14 protein-coding genes and 1 tRNA gene are annotated in these 16,952 nt (G+C 68.5%); 10 read left to right on the forward strand and 5 right to left on the reverse strand.

Features of this window, described 5'->3' with window-relative positions:
• The first annotated feature begins 70 nt into the window (after window positions 1–70).
• Complete coding sequence (gene purH, locus F9288_RS05610; RefSeq protein ID WP_174835730.1) at window positions 71–1,642, forward strand: bifunctional phosphoribosylaminoimidazolecarboxamide formyltransferase/IMP cyclohydrolase; 1,572 nt, start codon at window positions 71–73, stop codon at window positions 1,640–1,642.
• Window positions 1,643–1,687: 45 nt separating this feature from the next.
• Here purH and F9288_RS05615 read toward each other — a convergent pair whose 3' ends face one another.
• From F9288_RS05615 to nadB, 5 genes are all read right to left on the reverse strand, one after another.
• A complete protein-coding gene (locus tag F9288_RS05615; RefSeq protein WP_174835731.1) occupies window positions 1,688–2,362 on the reverse strand; it encodes an OmpW family protein in 675 nt (224 codons plus the stop codon).
• A gap of 118 nt (window positions 2,363–2,480) precedes the next feature.
• On the reverse strand, window positions 2,481–4,001 hold the full coding sequence (locus tag F9288_RS05620) for a lipopolysaccharide biosynthesis protein (protein ID WP_174835732.1): 1,521 nt from the start codon (window positions 3,999–4,001) through the stop codon (window positions 2,481–2,483).
• 25 nt (window positions 4,002–4,026) lie between these two features.
• Window positions 4,027–6,786, reverse strand: coding sequence for a DNA polymerase I (polA, locus tag F9288_RS05625; protein ID WP_174838888.1), 2,760 nt, complete (start codon window positions 6,784–6,786; stop codon window positions 4,027–4,029).
• 118 nt (window positions 6,787–6,904) lie between these two features.
• Window positions 6,905–8,050, reverse strand: a complete 1,146-nt coding sequence (locus F9288_RS05630) for a serine hydrolase (protein WP_174835733.1) — start codon at window positions 8,048–8,050, stop codon at window positions 6,905–6,907.
• Window positions 8,051–8,161: 111 nt separating this feature from the next.
• Window positions 8,162–9,742 (reverse strand): L-aspartate oxidase, encoded by a 1,581-nt coding sequence (nadB, locus tag F9288_RS05635; RefSeq protein ID WP_174835734.1) that lies wholly within the window; start codon window positions 9,740–9,742, stop codon window positions 8,162–8,164.
• Window positions 9,743–9,809: 67 nt separating this feature from the next.
• Here nadB and thiL point away from each other — a divergent pair, with 67 nt between their 5' ends.
• From thiL to F9288_RS22355, 9 genes are all read left to right on the forward strand, one after another.
• Entirely contained in the window at window positions 9,810–10,697 is an 888-nt protein-coding gene (gene thiL, locus F9288_RS05640) for a thiamine-phosphate kinase (RefSeq protein WP_174835735.1), read from the forward strand.
• A gap of 111 nt (window positions 10,698–10,808) precedes the next feature.
• Entirely contained in the window at window positions 10,809–12,980 is a 2,172-nt protein-coding gene (locus tag F9288_RS05645) for a sodium-translocating pyrophosphatase (protein ID WP_174835736.1), read from the forward strand.
• Window positions 12,981–13,105: 125 nt separating this feature from the next.
• On the forward strand, window positions 13,106–13,351 hold the full coding sequence (gene infA / locus F9288_RS05650; RefSeq protein ID WP_026325702.1) for a translation initiation factor IF-1: 246 nt from the start codon (window positions 13,106–13,108) through the stop codon (window positions 13,349–13,351).
• Window positions 13,352–13,366: 15 nt separating this feature from the next.
• On the forward strand, window positions 13,367–13,957 hold the full coding sequence (locus F9288_RS05655) for a nucleoside triphosphate pyrophosphatase (protein WP_174835737.1): 591 nt from the start codon (window positions 13,367–13,369) through the stop codon (window positions 13,955–13,957).
• A complete protein-coding gene (locus tag F9288_RS05660; RefSeq protein ID WP_174835738.1) occupies window positions 13,950–14,867 on the forward strand; it encodes a ribonuclease in 918 nt (305 codons plus the stop codon). Before F9288_RS05655 ends, F9288_RS05660 begins: the two co-directional genes overlap by 8 nt.
• Complete coding sequence (locus F9288_RS05665) at window positions 14,867–15,040, forward strand: DNA gyrase inhibitor YacG (RefSeq protein WP_174838890.1); 174 nt, start codon at window positions 14,867–14,869, stop codon at window positions 15,038–15,040. The genes F9288_RS05660 and F9288_RS05665 overlap by 1 nt, the downstream gene beginning before the upstream one ends.
• Before the next feature lie 28 nt (window positions 15,041–15,068).
• Window positions 15,069–15,144: transfer RNA gene (locus F9288_RS05670), tRNA-Phe, on the forward strand.
• A 191-nt stretch (window positions 15,145–15,335) separates the two neighbouring features.
• On the forward strand, window positions 15,336–16,601 hold the full coding sequence (locus F9288_RS05675; protein WP_174835739.1) for an integrase arm-type DNA-binding domain-containing protein: 1,266 nt from the start codon (window positions 15,336–15,338) through the stop codon (window positions 16,599–16,601).
• Window positions 16,602–16,622: 21 nt separating this feature from the next.
• On the forward strand, window positions 16,623–16,928 hold the full coding sequence (locus tag F9288_RS22355; RefSeq protein WP_368076211.1) for a tyrosine-type recombinase/integrase: 306 nt from the start codon (window positions 16,623–16,625) through the stop codon (window positions 16,926–16,928).
• Window positions 16,929–16,952: the final 24 nt, after the last annotated feature.

The following is a 16,952-nucleotide window of genomic DNA, read 5'->3' on the forward strand; positions in this document are numbered from 1 at the left end:
GCGGGGTGGCGCGACTTCCAAACCGCCTCTAAGAGGCGCGGCGAGTCCTCCCCAGTTTCGCAAGGCCGACATGACGACGATCCCGATCAAGCGCGCGCTCCTTTCCGTTTCCGACAAGACCGGGGTGATCGATCTCGCCCGCACGCTGGCCGGACGCGGCGTGGAGCTGGTCTCGACCGGCGGCACGGCAAAGGCGTTGCGCGATGCGGGGCTGGAGGTGCGCGACGTGTCCGACCTCACGGGCTTTCCCGAGATGATGGACGGGCGCGTCAAGACGCTTCACCCGATGGTCCACGGCGGGCTGCTGGCGGTGCGCGACGACCCCGCCCATGCCGCCGCGATGGCCGAGCACGCGATCGGCGCGATCGATCTGGTGGTGGTGAACCTCTATCCCTTCGCCCAGACGGTCGCGAAAGGCGCGGCGCGCGACGAGATCATCGAGAATATCGATATCGGCGGCCCCTCGATGGTGCGCTCGGCGGCGAAGAACCATGCCTATGTCGCGATCGTCACCGATCCGGCGGATTATGAAATGGTGGCGAGGGGCGAGACCGATCTTGCCGAGCGCAAGCGGCTCGCCGCCAAGGCCTTCGCCGCGACCGCGACCTATGACGCCATGATCGCGAGCTGGTTCGGATTCGCCGACCAGCAGCAGCAATTCCCGGCGACGCTGCCGTTCATCCTCCAGTCCCCCATTGTGCTGCGCTATGGCGAGAATCCGCATCAGCAGGCCGCTTTCTACAACCATGCCGGCCCCTCCACCCCCGGCATCGGCCAGGCGCGGCAGGTGCAGGGCAAGGAACTGAGCTACAACAACCTCAACGACGCCGACGCCGCGCTGGAGCTGGTGAGCGAGTTCCGCGACGCCGCGCCGACCTGCGTGATCGTCAAGCACGCCAATCCCTGCGGCGTGGCGAGCGGGGCGACGCTGGCGGAGGCCTATGAGGCGGCCTTCGCCTGCGACACGGTGTCGGCGTTCGGCGGGATCATCGCGCTCAACCGCACGCTAGACGCCGCGACGGCGAAGGCGATCACCGGCATCTTCACCGAGGTGGTGGTCGCGCCCGACGCGGACGAGGAGGCGATCGCGCTGTTCGCCGCGAAGAAGAACCTGCGGCTGCTGCTCACCGGCCAGCTTCCCGATCCGGCGCGGGCTGGGATGACGGCCAGGTCGATCACCGGCGGCTGGCTGGTCCAGTCGCGCGACAATGGCGTGCTGACCGACGACATGCTCAAGGTGGTGACGAAGCGCCAGCCGACCGCGCGGGAACTGGCCGACTGCCGCTTCGCCTGGACGGTCGCCAAGCATGTGAAGTCGAACGCGATCGTCTATGCCAAAGATGGCAGCACGGCGGGTGTCGGCGCCGGGCAGATGAACCGCCTCGAATCCGCGCGCATCGCCGCGTGGAAGGCGAAGGACGCGGCGGAGAAGGCGGGCTGGGCCGAGCCGCGCACGATCGGCTCGGCGGTGGCGTCGGATGCTTTCTTCCCGTTCGCGGACGGCCTGCTCGCGGCGGTGGAGGCGGGGGCGACGGCGGTGATCCAGCCGGGCGGCTCGATCCGCGACGCCGAGGTGATCGCGGCAGCCGATGAGGCCGGCCTCGCGATGATCTTCACCGGGATGCGCCACTTCCGCCACTGAGGCGTCCCCGCCCCGCATTCCATGAGAGCGCGGGGCGGTCGCCGGTCAGAAGCGGACGCCGACGCCCGCGCCGAACACCAGCGGATTGATATCGACGCGCACGCGCTGCGTGCCGATCGCGGCGGTGTCGAGCCGCGCGGTGGTGCGCATGTCGATATATTTGACGTCGAGGTTGACGAACATCCGGCGCGATACGTCCACGTCGACGCCCGCCTGCGCCGCCCAGCCGACGCTGTCGCTCATTCCCACCTTCGTCTTGCCGACGGCCGCTTGCAGGCCGTCCGACGCCTTCTCGTTCCAGAAGATCGTATAGTTGATGCCCGCGCCGACATAGGGCCGCACCGTCCCCTTCGGATTGAAGTGATATTGCGCGGTCAGCGTCGGCGGCAACACCCAGGTGGAGGCGAGCTTGCCGATCCCGCCGGTCGTGCCGCTGGTGCCCGAGGCATTGTGCTTGGTGGTGGAGGCGATCAGCTCGAAACCGATATGGTCGGTCGCCATATAGGTGACGTCGACCTCGGGCATCACCGCGTCGTCCAGCTTCACCTTCTCGCCGGGAAAGGTTGGGGTGATGCCGCCCGATTTCTCGTTCGGCGCGACGACGATCGCGCGCAGCCGCACCAGCACGTCGCCGGCCGCGATCCCCTGACGGTCCTGCGCCACGGCGGGCGTGGCGAGCAATGCGCCGGCCAGCAGGCCCAGGCCGATCATTCCCTTCATCTTGCGTCTCCTTGCTTGCTGGCGCCGATGTGGCGCGAGCGGCAAGAAGTGGCTTTGCGCGCCGTCAAGCCTTTGCTTGACCCGCATCAAACCGGGGCTGTTTCGGGGGCGTTCCGATCTAGCGGGTCACCGCGCCGACGTTGGGCAGCGTCGCCTCGTCGGCGCGCGGCATCTTGCTGAACAGGGCGCGGTCGGCGGTGCCGAAGGCCCAGCGCCACAGGATGAACAGATAGGTCGCGGCGATCGCCGGGATGCCGATCACCACCTGCGCCCATTCATAATCGTGCGGCAGCATCGTGAAGGCGCCGCCCACCATGATCGCCGCCAGCGCCGCCCAGACCAGCGGCCAGCGCAGCGGGGAAACGGATGCGTGCAACAGCCCGCCGAGCACCCGCGCCTTGATGACGGAGGTCAGCGCGAGGCTGAGCATCAGCGCGACCGCCGGCCCGGCCGCCTGCCATTCGACCGGCCAGCCGAGCGCGCGCATCGCGAAGATCAGCGCGAAGCTCAGCACCACCTGGAACGACAGCATCGCGGCGGAGATCATCAGGTTGCGGTGTCGCGCCATATAGACCAGCGCGGATTCGCATACCGCGCCGGTCGAGGCGAGCACCTCGGCGGTGAGCAGGAAGGCGAGCGCGGCGGTGCCGGCGACGAACTGCGGCCCGACGATCCCCATCACCGCCTCGCCGGGGATCGAGCCCATCAGCGCAAGCCCGCCCTGCGCGGCGATGATCCAGAACGCCACCTGTCGCACCTGCTCGGCGATGGCGGCGCGATTGTCGCTGGCGAGGTTGCGGGTGATGACCGGGCCGAGGATCGGGTCAAACGAGGTCTTGAGCTTCTGCGGCAGCGAGGCGACCTGCTGCGCCATGTAATAGATGCCGACGATCTTCGGCGCGAACATCAGGCCGAGGATGAAGCGGTCGACATTGCGCGTGCCCCATTCCAGCGCGTCCGCCCCGGCGAGCGGCGCGTTGCGGCGGGCGAGCGCGAACAAAGCGCGCAGGTGCGGCGACCAGCCATGCGGCAGGCCGTAGCTGCGGATGAAGGGAATGAGGCTCGCGGTCAGCGCCGCGAGCATCGAGGCGACATAGGCGAGGACGAGGCCGTCGCGCGTGGTGAAGAAGGAGAATATCCACGCCGCGATCGAGATCGTCCACGGCTCCACCACCGCCCGCGCCGTCACCGTCGCGCGCACGTTGAGGCGGTAGGCGAGCGCGGCGAGGCTGATGTCGGACCAGGCGATGGCGAGGATGATGAGTGGCAGATAGCGGTCCAGCCCGGCGACGTAGCTGTTGGGGTACATCACCTCCGGGAACGCCCACAAAACCGCGCTCGCAGACAGGCTGAGGATGCCGCCGAGTACCATCGCGTCCCACACGACATGGACGTGCGGCCGCTCGGTGGTTGCCAGCGCCTGCGCCAGCCCGCGCTTCAGCCCAAGCGTGGAGACCAGTGCGGCCAGCTCCACCACCAACACCGCGATGGCGAAGCGCCCGACGAGATCCGGGCCGTAGAGCCGCCCGGCGATGAACAGGAACGGGATGCGCGCCATCAGCCGCAGGACGAAGCCCGCAACATTGGTGCGCCCGCCCTTGGCGAGCGTAGCGATATCTTCGGAGGCTTCGCTCACCATCGGCGCTCCGGACGCTCGCCGGTGGTCAATGCGCCGCTCCCCAGCTTTCGCCGACGCCGATCTCAACCGCCAGCGGCACGTCGAGCTTCACCACCGGCTCGGCGGCGCTGGCCATGACGCGCTCGATCACGGGGCGCGCGGCGTCCACTTCACTCGCCGGCAGCTCGAACACCAGTTCATCGTGCACCTGGAGCAGCATCCGCGTGGCGGTAAGCCCCGCCTCGGCCAGCGCCGGCTCCATCCGTGCCATCGCGCGCTTGATGATGTCGGCGGACGAACCCTGGATCGGGGCGTTGATCGCCGCGCGCTCCGCGCCCTGCCGCTCGTGCTGCACCTTGGATTTGATGCGCGGGAAGTGCGTCTTGCGACCGAACAGCGTCTCGGTGAAGCCGCGCTCGCGCACATGGGTCAGCGTTTCGGCGATATAGCGGTTGATGCCGGGGAAACGCTCGAAATAGCGGTCGATCATCGCCTGCGCCTCGTCCGACGACACGTCGAGCCGCCCGGCGAGGCCCCAGCGGCTGATGCCGTAGAGGATCGCGAAGTTGATCGTCTTGGCGCGCGCGCGGGTGTCGCGGCTCAGCTCGCCGAACAATTCGCGCGCGGTCATCGCGTGGATGTCGTCGCCGCGCGCGAACGCCTCCTTGAGCGCGGGCACGTCGGCCATGTGCGCGGCGAGCCGCAATTCGATCTGCGAATAATCGGCGGCGAGGATGACATTGCCCGGCTCCGCCACGAAGGCGTCGCGGATCTGGCGGCCGGTCTCGGTGCGGATCGGGATGTTCTGGAGGTTCGGGTCGGTCGAGGAGAGTCGCCCGGTTTGCGCGCCGGTCAGGCTGTAGCTGGTGTGGACGCGGCCGGTCTCCGGGTGGATCTGCTCCTGCAAGGCATCGGTATAGGTGCTCTTGAGCTTGCTGAGCTGCCGCCAGTCGAGCACGCGCGCGGCGATCTCCGCGCCGGGCGAATCCTTGTCGGCGGCGATCCGCTCCAACTCGTTCACGTCGGTCGAATAGACGCCGGACTTGCCCTTGCGTCCGCCCTTGATTCCCAGCCGCTCGAACAGCACGTCGCCCAGTTGCTTGGGGCTGCCGATCGTGAAGGGGCCGCCGGCGAGGCCGTGGATCGTCGTCTCCAGCGTGGCGATCCCGGCATCGAAGCCGCGGCTCAATTGCGCCAGCCGCTCGCGATCGACCTTGATGCCGTGGCGCTCCATCCGCGCGATCACCGGCACCAGCGGGCGATCGACCATCTGGTAGATGCGCGTCGCCCCCTCCGCCGGCAGCCGCGCGCGGAAGCGCCGCCACAGCCTGAGCGTCACGTCGGCGTCCTCGGCGGCGTAGCGCGTGGCGGCCTTGAGATCGACCTCGTGGAAGCCGAGCTGCTTCTTGCCGGTGCCGACCACGTCCTTGTACGCGATGCAGCTATGCGACAGGTGCGTCGCGGCCAGTTCGTCCATGCCGTGCCCGTGCAGCCCCGCATCGAGATCGAAGCTCATCACGATCGAATCGTCATAGGGCGCGACATCCACGCCGCACCGCGCCAGCACGATCAGGTCGTATTTCAGGTTATGCCCGATCTTGAGCACACCGGGGTCCTCGAGCAGCGGGCGCAGCTTCGCCAGCGCCACGTCGCGGCCGATCTGCACCGGCTTCTCGGCGAACATGTCCGTTCCGCCGTGCGCGAGCGGGATGTAGCAGGCGCGATTGGGGGCGAGCGCCATGCTGACGCCGACCAGCTCGGCCAGCATCGGGTCTTTCGCTGTCGTCTCGGTGTCGATCGCGACATGGCCCTGATGCCGCGCCGCCGCGATCCAGCGGTCCAGCGCCGCCTCGTCCGACACCGTCTCATAGGTGTCATGGTCGCACGGCGGGTCTTCCTCCAGCACCACGGCGGGGGAGGGCGCGGGCTGCGGCGCGTCGGCCACCTGCCCCAGCTTGGCGAGCAGCGACTTGAAGCCGTGATGCTCCAGGAAGGCGTGCAGCGGCGCCTCCGGGATGCCGTTCAGCTCCATCTCCTCCAGCGGGTGCGGCAGCGGCACGTCGCTCGCCAGCTCGACCAGCCGGCGGCTTAGCCGAGCCATCTCGGCGTGCGCGATGAGATTCTCGCGCAGCTTGCCCGGCTTCATCCCCGGCGCGGCGGCCAACACGGCCTCCACGTCGCCATATTCGGTGATGAGCTTCGCAGCGGTCTTGGGGCCGACGCCGGGGACGCCGGGGACATTGTCGACGCTGTCGCCCATCAGCGCCAGCACCTCGCCCAATTTGTCCGGCCCGACGCCGAACTTCTCGACCACCGCTTCCGGCCCCATCCGCCGGTCGCGCATCGTGTCGAGCATGTCGATGCCCGGCTCGGTAAGGAGCTGCATCAGGTCTTTGTCCGAGCTGATGATCGTCACCTGCCAGCCCTGCGCCAGCGCCGCCTTGGCATAAGAGGCGATCAGGTCGTCCGCCTCCCACCCGCGCTCCTCGATGCAGGGCAGCGAGAAGGCGCGCGTCGCGTCGCGGATCATCGGGAACTGGGGGACGAGGTCTTCCGGCGCGGGCGGGCGCTGCGCCTTGTACTTGTCGTACATCTCGTTGCGGAAGGTATGTTCCGATGCGTCGAGGATCACCGCGAGGTGCGTCGGCCCGTCCGCCTCGTGCAGCTCCTTGGCGAGCTTCCACAGCATCGTCGTATAGCCATAGACCGCGCCAGCCGGCTCGCCGTGCTGGTTGGTGAGCTTGGGCAGGACGTGATAGGCGCGAAAGATATAGCCCGAGCCATCGACGAGATAGAGATGCGGCATGGCGGCGGGATAGCCCGGATCGTGCGCGGGACCAATCCCGCTTGTGGCTTGTTTGGGAATGTCTCGCGCGAGGGGCCGGCGCAAAATGCGATTCTATCGCATCATGGCGGGCATCGCATCAGCTTCCCGGCGCGTCGTCCTCGGTCGAGGCGAGCGCGCGCGGGTCGGCGCGATGGCCGGTCAGCGCGCTGGCGGCGGCCTGGATCAGCAATTGCCGGTCGCGCATCGGGCGCATCGTGTCGCCGATCATCACCGCGATGGCATAGCGCCGCCCGTCGGGCGCGGTGAGCAGGCCGACGTCGTTGAAGCCGGCGTTGCGGCGGCCCAGCTCCTGCCCGGTGCCGGTCTTGTGCTCCAGCGACCAGCCCGGCGGCAGCGCCGCCTTCAGCCGCGCGCGCCCGGTGACGGTGGACCCCATCGTGGTGAGCAGGAAGCGCGTCGAGGTTTCCGACAGCAGTTCGCCGCGCGCCAGCCGCGCCAGCGCGTCGGCGATGGCGAGCGGTGCGGCGCCGTCGGGCGGATCGGCGATATAGGCTTCGAGCGCCGCCGCGCGCACCTCCGGCGAGAGGCGCGAGCGGGCGATCTCGAAGCCGTTGCCGAGCGAATAGCTCTGCTGCCACGTCAGCCCCGCCGTGCGTGCCTGGAGCAGCCGCTCGCCGGGGCCGAAGCGGATGTCGCCGAGCTGCTTGCGCTCGATGAACGAGCGCACCGCGGCGGGGCCGCCGACCAGCGTGAGCAGGCGGTCGTTGGCGGTATTGTCGCTATGCGTCAGCGCGCGGGTGAGGAGCGCGCCCACCGTCGTGTGATAGCCCGAGGGCTTGACCAGCGCGGCGATCGGCTGGTGGAACAGGGTGAGGTCGGCGGGATAGAGCGTCACCGGATCGTCGAGCCTGATCCGGCCGGCATCGCGCTGGTCCAGCACGGTCATCGCGACCCACAATTTGCTCACGCTCTGCTGCGGCATCCGGCGGCGGCCGCCGCTCTCCACCGTCCAGCCCTCGTCGACCGCGCGGATCGCGATGCCGGCAATGCCGGGGAAGTCGCGCACCAGCGCGTCGACCTGCTCGACCAAAGCGCGCGGCGCCTCGATACGGGGTCGCCGCATCACCTTGGGCACCGGCAGCGAGACGACATAGGCGGGCGCGCCGACATAGGTGGCGGCCGGCGCGGCGCTGGAGGTGCCCGGCCGCGATCCGGAGCCGCAGGCGGCCAGCGCCAGCGTTCCGAAACCCGCCATCAACCACGCGATACGCGAACCCGTCATGCCTCGATCTTGCCCACCCGACCCGAGGATCAGGTTAAACCCGATCCCGACGCCGAAAGAAAACAGCGGCTTGGCACAATCGCGATGAACCGCGCCTGAGGCGCGACAGATTCACGGAACGAGAATCGTGTCGACCGCCCGGGGCAGGGTTTCGGGCCAGTCGAGCGTGTAATGCAGCCCCCGGCTCTCGTGCCGCTGGAGCGCGGAGCGCACGATCAGATCGGCGGTCTGGAGCAGGTTGCGCAGCTCGATCAGGTCCGGCGTGACGCGGAAATGGCCGTAATAGTCGCCCACCTCGTCGGTCAGCAGCTTGATGCGGTGCGCGGCGCGCTCCAGCCGCTTGGTGGTGCGCACGATGCCGACGTAATTCCACATGAAACGGCGGATTTCCGTCCAGTTCTGCTTGATGACCACTTCCTCGTCGGAATCGGTGACGCGGCTCTCGTCCCAGGCGCGGATTTCCGGCACCGGCCCGAACGCGTCCCAATTGGCGGCGATATGCTTCGCCGCCGCCTCGCCGAACACGAAACATTCGAGCAGCGAGTTCGACGCCAGCCGGTTCGCGCCGTGCAGGCCGGACTGGGTGCATTCGCCCGCCGCATAAAGGTTCGGCAGGTCGGTGCGCCCGTCGCGGTCGATGACGATCCCGCCGCAGGTGTAATGCTGCGCCGGCACGACGGGGATCGGCTGTTTCGTCATGTCGATGCCGAGGCCGATCAGCTTCTCGTAGATGTTCGGGAAATGCCCGCGCACGAAATCGGCCGGCATGTGGCTGATGTCGAGATGGACGTAATCCAGGCCGAGCCGCTTGATCTCATGGTCGATCGCGCGCGCCACGATATCGCGCGGGGCAAGCTCCGCGCGCGGATCGAAATCGGGCATGAAGCGGTGGCCGGACTCGGGGATTTTGAGCTGCCCGCCCTCGCCGCGCACCGCCTCCGTGATGAGGAAGTTCTTGACCTCCAGATTGTAGAGGCAGGTCGGGTGGAACTGCATGAACTCCATGTTCGAGATGCGGCATCCCGCGCGCCACGCCATCGCGATCCCGTCCCCCGTCGCGCCGCGCGGCGCGGTGGAGAAGAGATAGGTGCGCCCCGCCCCGCCGGTCGCGAGGATCGTCGCGCGCGCGGTGAACAGGTTCACGCCGCCCGTGCGCCGGTCGACCGCATAGACGCCCCACACGTCGCCCGCGCCGGAATAGCGCTCCTCGTGCCGGCTGGTGGCGAGATCGATCGCCACCTGATCGGGGACGAGCGTGATGTTGGGATGCTTCTCGGCGGCGCGTTGCAGCGCCTCCTGCACCGCCCAGCCGGTCGCGTCGGCGACATGGACGATGCGGCGATGCGAATGGCCGCCTTCGCGGGTGAGGTGCAGTGCATCGCCTTCGGTGGCGAACGGCACGCCCAGCGCCTGTAGCCGGTGGATCGCGGCGGGGGCGTTCTCGACCACGAACTCCACGGTGGCGCGGTCATTGAGGCCCGCGCCCGCGATCATCGTGTCCTCGATATGGCTCTCGAAGGTGTCGCCCGGCTCCAGCACGGCGGCGATGCCGCCCTGCGCCCAGGCGGTCGAGCCTTCGTTGAGCGCGCCCTTCGCCAGCACCGTCACCCTGAAGCGGTCGGCGAGGTTGAGCGCGGCGGTCAGCCCGGCGGCGCCGGAACCGACGATGAGGACGTCGCTGGTGTTCGTCATGGCGCGCCTTGTTGCACGAAAGTCGCGGCGGGGGACAATGGTTAAGTATCGCGCTAGACAGCGGCCCATGATCGAAGCCGAGTTCATCGCCGCGCTGCGCCGCCTGCCGCTTCATCCCGGCGCGCTCGGGCTGGCCGACGACGCCGCGCGGCTCGGCGATTACGTCCTCACCACCGATACCCTGGTCGAGGGCGTGCATTTCCTCGCCACCGATCCGCCCGAGGACGTCGCGTGGAAGCTCGTCGCGACCAACCTCTCCGATCTCGCCGCCAAGGGCGCGCGGCCGGAGGGCGTGCTGCTCAACTATCCGCTGGGCGAGAACAAGTGGGACCGCGCCTTCCTCGCCGGGCTGGCGACCGCGCTGGCGGCGCTCGATTGCCCGCTGATCGGCGGGGATACGGTATCGCTGCCCGAGGGCGCGGCGCGCGTGCTCACGCTCACCGCGATCGGGGCGGACGCGGCCGCCCCGACGCGCGGCGGCGCGTTGCCGGGGGACCGGTTGTGGGTGACCGGGACGATCGGCGATGCGGGCGCGGGCCTTGCCATCGCGCGTGGAGCGGACGGGCCGGTCGCGTTGCTCGCCGCCTATCGCCGCCCGCGCCCGCGCGTCGCGGAGGGGCGGCTGCTCGCGGCGCACGTCCATGCGATGATGGACGTGTCGGACGGCCTGCTGATCGACGCGTGGCGGATGGCGGCGGCGAGCGGCTGCGCGGTGACGATCGACCTCGCCCGCGTGCCGCTCTCCGCCGAGTATCGTGCGACCGGCGGCGACGCGCTTGCCGCCGCGACCGCCGGCGACGACTATCAGCTCCTGTTCGCCGCCGCGCCGGACTCCCCGCCCCCCGTGCCGGCGACATGCGTCGGGGCGTTCGCGGAGGGCAGCGGCCTGTCGCTGACGGAGGGCGATCGCGCCGTGCCGCTGCCGCCCCGGCTAGGCTTCGAGCATCGCGCCTGACGCGGCGCGGCTTGCGCACAGCGCGGGCGCCCTATACGCCTTCACCCGATCCGTGTTCGTTCGGGGGCAAAAGCCTTGGGCGCGGAACGAGAAAATAGGGGAAGGAATGCGATGACGACAGTCCAAATCGCCATCCTCTGCGGCCTGCTGGCCGTGGTCTATGGCTTCGTGACCAGCCGGCAGGTGCTCCGCGCCTCGCCCGGCAACGAACGCATGCAGGATATCGCCGCCGCCATCCAGGAAGGCGCGAAAGCCTATCTGGCGCGGCAATACACCACCATCGCCATCGTCGGCGTGATCGTCGCCGTCATCATCGCCGTCACGCTCGGCCTCACCTCCACGATCGGCTTCATCATCGGCGCGATCCTGTCGGGTGTCGCCGGCTTCGTCGGCATGAACATCTCGGTGCGCGCCAACGTGCGCACCGCGGAAGCGGCACGCGGCTCGCTGCAGGGCGGCCTGACGCTGGCGTTCCGCTCCGGCGCGGTGACGGGCATGCTGGTCGCGGGGCTTGGGCTGCTCGCGATCGCTTCCTTCTTCTGGTACCTCACCGGGCCGGGCGGCCATGCGCCGAACGACCGGGTGATCGTCGAATCGCTGACGGCGCTGGCCTTCGGCGCGTCGCTGATCTCGATCTTCGCGCGTCTCGGCGGCGGCATCTTCACCAAGGCGGCTGACGTCGGCGCGGACCTCGTCGGCAAGGTCGAGGCCGGCATCCCCGAGGACGACCCCCGCAACCCGGCGGTGATCGCGGATAACGTCGGCGACAATGTCGGCGACTGCGCCGGCATGGCGGCCGATCTGTTCGAAACCTATGTCGTGACGCTTGGCGTGACGATGGTGTCGATCGCCTTGCTCGTGCAGGCGGACGCGGCCGAATTGATGAAGCTGATGTCGCTGCCGCTGATCGTCGGCGGCGTGTGCATCGTCACCTCGATCATCGGCACCTATATGGTGCGGCTCAGCGGCGGCTCGATCATGGGCGCGCTCTACAAGGGCTTCGGCACCGCCGCCGTGCTCTCGATCCCGGCGATCTATCTCGTCACGAGATATACGCTGGGCGATCTCAACGCCGTGATCGGCGCGCCCGGCTTCCTCGATCAGTCCGGCGACGCGCTGGGCGGCGATCTCGCCACCAATGCCGCGCCGGTGGTCGCCGGCGGGGGATTCACCGGCATGGACCTGTTCTGGTGCATGCTGATCGGCCTCGCGGTGACGGCGCTGATCGTGTGGATCACCGAATATTACACCGGCACCAACTATCGCCCGGTGAAGTCGATCGCGCGCGCCTCCGAAACGGGGCACGGCACCAACGTCATCCAGGGCCTCGCCGTCAGCCTGGAGGCGACCGCGCTGCCGACGCTGGTGATCGTCGTCGCGGTGATCGCGGCATACAAGCTCGCCGGCGTGATCGGCATCGCCTTCGCCGCGACCTCGATGCTGGCGCTGGCCGGCATGGTGGTGGCGCTCGACGCCTACGGCCCGGTCACCGACAATGCCGGCGGCATCGCGGAGATGGCCGGCCTGCCCGACGACGTGCGCCACAAGACCGACGCGCTCGACGCGGTGGGCAACACCACCAAGGCCGTCACCAAGGGCTATGCGATCGGCTCCGCCGGCCTCGCCGCGCTGGTGCTGTTCGGCGCCTATACCACTGATCTGCAGACCTATTTCCCCAACATTCAGGTCGATTTCAGCCTGTCCAACCCCTATGTCATCGTCGGGCTGCTGCTGGGGGCGCTGCTCCCCTATCTGTTCGGCGCGTTCGGCATGACGGCGGTGGGCCGCGCGGCCGGCGCGGTCGTCGAGGAGGTGCGCGGCCAGTTCCGCGACAATCCCGGTATCATGGAAGGCACCAGCCGCCCGAACTACGGCCGCACCGTCGATCTCGTCACCCGCGCCGCGATCCGCGAGATGATCGTGCCCTCGCTGCTGCCGGTGCTGTCGCCGATCGTGCTCTATTTCGTCGTCAGCGGCGTGGAGGATCAGGCGGCCGGCTTCGCGGCGCTGGGCGCGATGCTGCTCGGTGTGATCGTCTCCGGCCTGTTCGTCGCGCTGTCGATGACCAGCGGCGGCGGCGCGTGGGACAATGCCAAGAAATATATCGAGGACGGCCATTACGGCGGCAAGGGATCGGAAGCGCACAAGGCCGCCGTCACCGGCGACACGGTGGGCGATCCCTATAAGGACACCGCCGGCCCGGCGGTGAACCCGATGATCAAGATCACCAACATCGTGGCGCTGCTACTGCTCGCCGCGCTGGCCGGGCACGTCGCGGGCTGACACGCCGCGTCGATTATACTATCCCGCCCGGATCGGTTCCGGGCGGGCTTTTCTGTCCAATGCTTCCCAAGGCAGCCGCTTTCCGCTAAGGGCGCGCGCGCCCTCCAATCCCGAAAGACAGTTGTTTGGCGAAAGAAGAACTCCTCGAAATGCGCGGCCAGGTGGTCGAGCTGCTGCCCAATGCGATGTTCCGTGTCCGTCTTGAGAACGACCACGAGATCCTCGGCCATACCGCCGGCAAGATGCGCAAGAACCGCATCCGCGTGCTGGTCGGGGACGAGGTGCTGGTCGAGCTGACCCCCTATGACCTGACCAAGGGGCGGATCACCTACCGCTTCATGCCCGGCCGCGGCGGCCCCGGCCCGCAATAACGCGCGGACGGGCCTGTGCCCTCCGTTCCTCCGGCTCCGGCCCTCGTCCTCGCCTCCGCCTCGCCTCGGCGGCGCGATCTGCTGGCGCGCATCGGCGTGATCCCGGCGCGCATCGTCGCGCCCGATATCGACGAGACGCCGCGCAAGGGCGAACGCCCGCGCGATTACGTCCGTCGCGTCGCCGCCGCCAAGGCCAATGCGGTGGAGCGCGCGCCCGGCGAGGTGATCCTGAGCGCCGACACGACGATCGCGCTCGGTCGCCGCATCCTCGGCAAGCCGGCGGACGAAGCGGAATTGCGCGCCATGCTCGCGCTGCTCTCCGGCCGCCGCCACCATTGCCTGTCCGCCGTCGCGGTGATCGACGCCGCCGGCCGGTTGCGCGAGCGGCTGTCCGATACGGTCGTGGTGTTCAAGCCGCTCTCGGCGGCTGAGATCGATGCCTATGTCGCGAGCGGCGAGGGCATGGGCAAGGCGGGCGGCTATGCCATCCAGGGTTGCGCCGAAACCTGGGTGCGGCGGCTCGACGGATCGCATTCGGGCGTGGTCGGCCTGCCGCTCTACGAGACCGCCGCGTTGCTGCGCGCGGCGGGCATCGACCTTGGCTGAATGGCTGTTCGAGGACGGGATCGGCGAGGCGCGCGCCGCGCTGGTCGCGGAAGGGCGCATCCTTCGCGCGCGAATCGTGCCCGATGGCGCAGGCCCTGCGCTGGGCGCGATATATGCTGCGCAACTGATCGAGCCGGGGGTCGTGCGGTTGCCGGATGGGAGCCCGGCGACGCTGCTGCGCCCGCCCGCCGGCCTGACGCTCGGCGCGCGGCTGAACGTCGAGGTGGTGCGCGAGGCATTGCCCGAAACCGGCCGGCGCAAGCCGCCGCGCGTGATCGCCACCGATGCCGCGCCGCGCGCCGCGCCTTCCCTGCGCGATACGCTCGATGGCCCGGTGCGGGTGCTGCGCGCGCATGAGGCCGACGCGCTGGAGGAAGCGGGCTGGTCCGAGGTGATCGAGGAGGCGCTGACCGGCGATATCGTTTTCCCCGGCGGAGCGTTGCGCATGACGCCGACTCCGGCGATGACCCTGTTCGACGTTGATGGTGACGGTCCGCTCGATGCGCTCGCCGAACGCGCGGCGGCGGCGGTCGCGGCGGCGATCGTGCGGCATGACGTCGGCGGCTCGATCGGCGTCGATTTCCCCACCATCCAGGGCAAGGAAGCGCGGCAGCGCGTCGCGGCGGCGCTCGATGCGGAATTGCCGCAGCCGTTCGAGCGCACCGCGATGAACGGCTTCGGCTTCCTTCAGATCGTCCGCCCGCGCCCACGTGCCTCGCTGCCGGAGCTGCTGCGCGCCGATCCCGTTGGCGCCGCCGCCCGCGCCGCGTTGCGCCAGATCGAGCGTACGCCTCCCGGCGCGCCCGGCGGGCATCGCCTCGCCCCCGCCGTGCGCGCGCGGATCGAGGCGCGCGCGGACTGGCTCGCGGAACTGGTGCGGCGCACCGGCCGCACCCCCATATTGCAATGATGACGACGTCCACCTGTCCGATCTGCCGCCGTCCGTCGGCGCCCGAACACGCGCCCTTTTGCAGCCGTGGCTGCAAGGATCGCGACCTGCTGCAATGGCTGGGCGAAGGATATCGCCTGCCCGGCCCGCCGGTCGATCCAAACGGGCTGGACAGCGGCAAAGACCCCGACTAGAGAGCGCGGCTCCGGCGTCCGTCGGTGTGCCCAGGTAGCTCAGTTGGTAGAGCATGCGACTGAAAATCGCAGTGTCGGTGGTTCGATCCCGCCCCTGGGCACCATTTACCCATTCGCCGACATCCGCTTGCGTCTAGAAATTGGCGGTTTTCTGCGGTATTTACTCCTTACAGCGTTCGCGAGCGTTCACTTGCGTTTGCGGGCATACCCCCAATTCAGGGGGTAGCTTTGGGGGCATATCGCTGGGGGTATCCTCCAAATGGGCATTATACCCCCAGTGACGCGGGGTATGGGCATGGCCCTTTCCGATATAGCAATTCGCAACGCCAAGCCGGGGATGCACCCGGAAAAGCCCGAACTGAACGGGAGGCCCTACAAGCTGTTTGACGGCGGCGGTCTTCACCTTGTGATCATGCCTACCGGGGGCAAGCTGTGGCGGCTCAAATACCGCGTGGCGGGTAAAGAGAAGCTGCTATCGCTTGGGGCCTATCCAGCACTGTCTTTGGCGGCCGCCCGCAAGGCCGCCGGCAAAGCGCGGGAAGCATTGGCTGGAGGTAGCGATCCGGCGCTGGAGAAGCGGCGCGCCAAAGCGAAGGCCAAGGCTGGCGCAGGCGACACGTTCGCCGCCATCGCAAAGGAATATATCGCCAAAAAGAAGCGGGAGGGCGCGGCGGCGGCAACGCTGTTGAAGCTGGAATACCATGTTGCGAACCTGACCGACATTGGAACCATCCCTGTTGGCCAGCTCACCGCGACGGATATTCTTGTTCCGTTGCGCAAGGTGGAGCGGCGCGGCAATCTGCACGCAGCCGGGCGGGCGCTGCAATTCACCGGGCAGGTGCTTCGCTATGCCGTCGCCACCGCTCGCCTCAGCAGCGATCCCAGCCGGGATTTGCGCGGCGCGCTCGAAGCTCCCAAGGTGAAGCACCGGGCCGCGATAACGGACCCGGTGAAGCTGGGCGGATTGCTTCGCGCCATCGATGGCTACGAAGGCAAGGGCAGTCTCACCGGCATGGCCATGCAACTCGCCGCCTATCTGGCGCAACGCCCGGGCGAGATACGGCAAATGCGGTGGGAGGAATTGGACCTATCCGGGGCTGTCTGGAATATTCCGGCGACTCGGACGAAAATGCGCAAGGTCCATGCGGTGCCGCTATCCGGGCAGGTGCTTGCCATCCTCACCGCATTGCAGGGCCTCACCGGCGGCGGCGAAGGCTATCGGGGCTATGTGTTCCCCTCTGTGCGCAGCCGCGCCCGGCCAATGTCGGAAAACACCCTCAACGCGGCTCTGAGGCGGCTGGGCTATTCCAAGGAGGAAGCGACCACGCACGGCTGGCGCGCCACCGCCAAAACCCTGTTGCTGGAAAGCGGGAAGTGGAGCCGCGACATAATCGATCGCTGGCAATCGCGCGGCCCCAATGACGCGCTGGGCAGCGCCTATGACCGCACAGAATACTGGGCGGAACGGGTAGCGATGGCGCAATGGTGGAGCGACTATCTGGATATGCTCCGCAAGGGCGCGGACATTGTGCCGATCAAGACGAGGGGCGCGGGCAAATGAGCGGATTGGACCTCTCCCCATATGAGCAAGCCCTTGAAAACCAAATCGCCCGATGCGCCGATCTTTGCCGGCCCGCGTGGCGGGCCGTTGTCCGGGATGGCGATGGCTATGCTGCTGCGCCGTATAGATCGTCTTGATATCACCGTGCACGGCTTCCGATCCGCATTCCGCGATTGGGCCGCCGAGATAACGACATTCCCACATGAGGTCTGCGAGATGGCGTTGGCCCACGTCATCGCCAACAGGGCTGAGGCCGCTTACAGGCGAGGTGACCTGATCACCAAGCGCCGCGAACTCATGGATGCATGGGCCGCTTACTTCGCCTAGGACGAATCTCTAAAATAACCCCCG

This window comes from Sphingomonas sp. CL5.1 (genome assembly GCF_013344685.1).
GTDB lineage: Bacteria > Pseudomonadota > Alphaproteobacteria > Sphingomonadales > Sphingomonadaceae > Sphingomonas.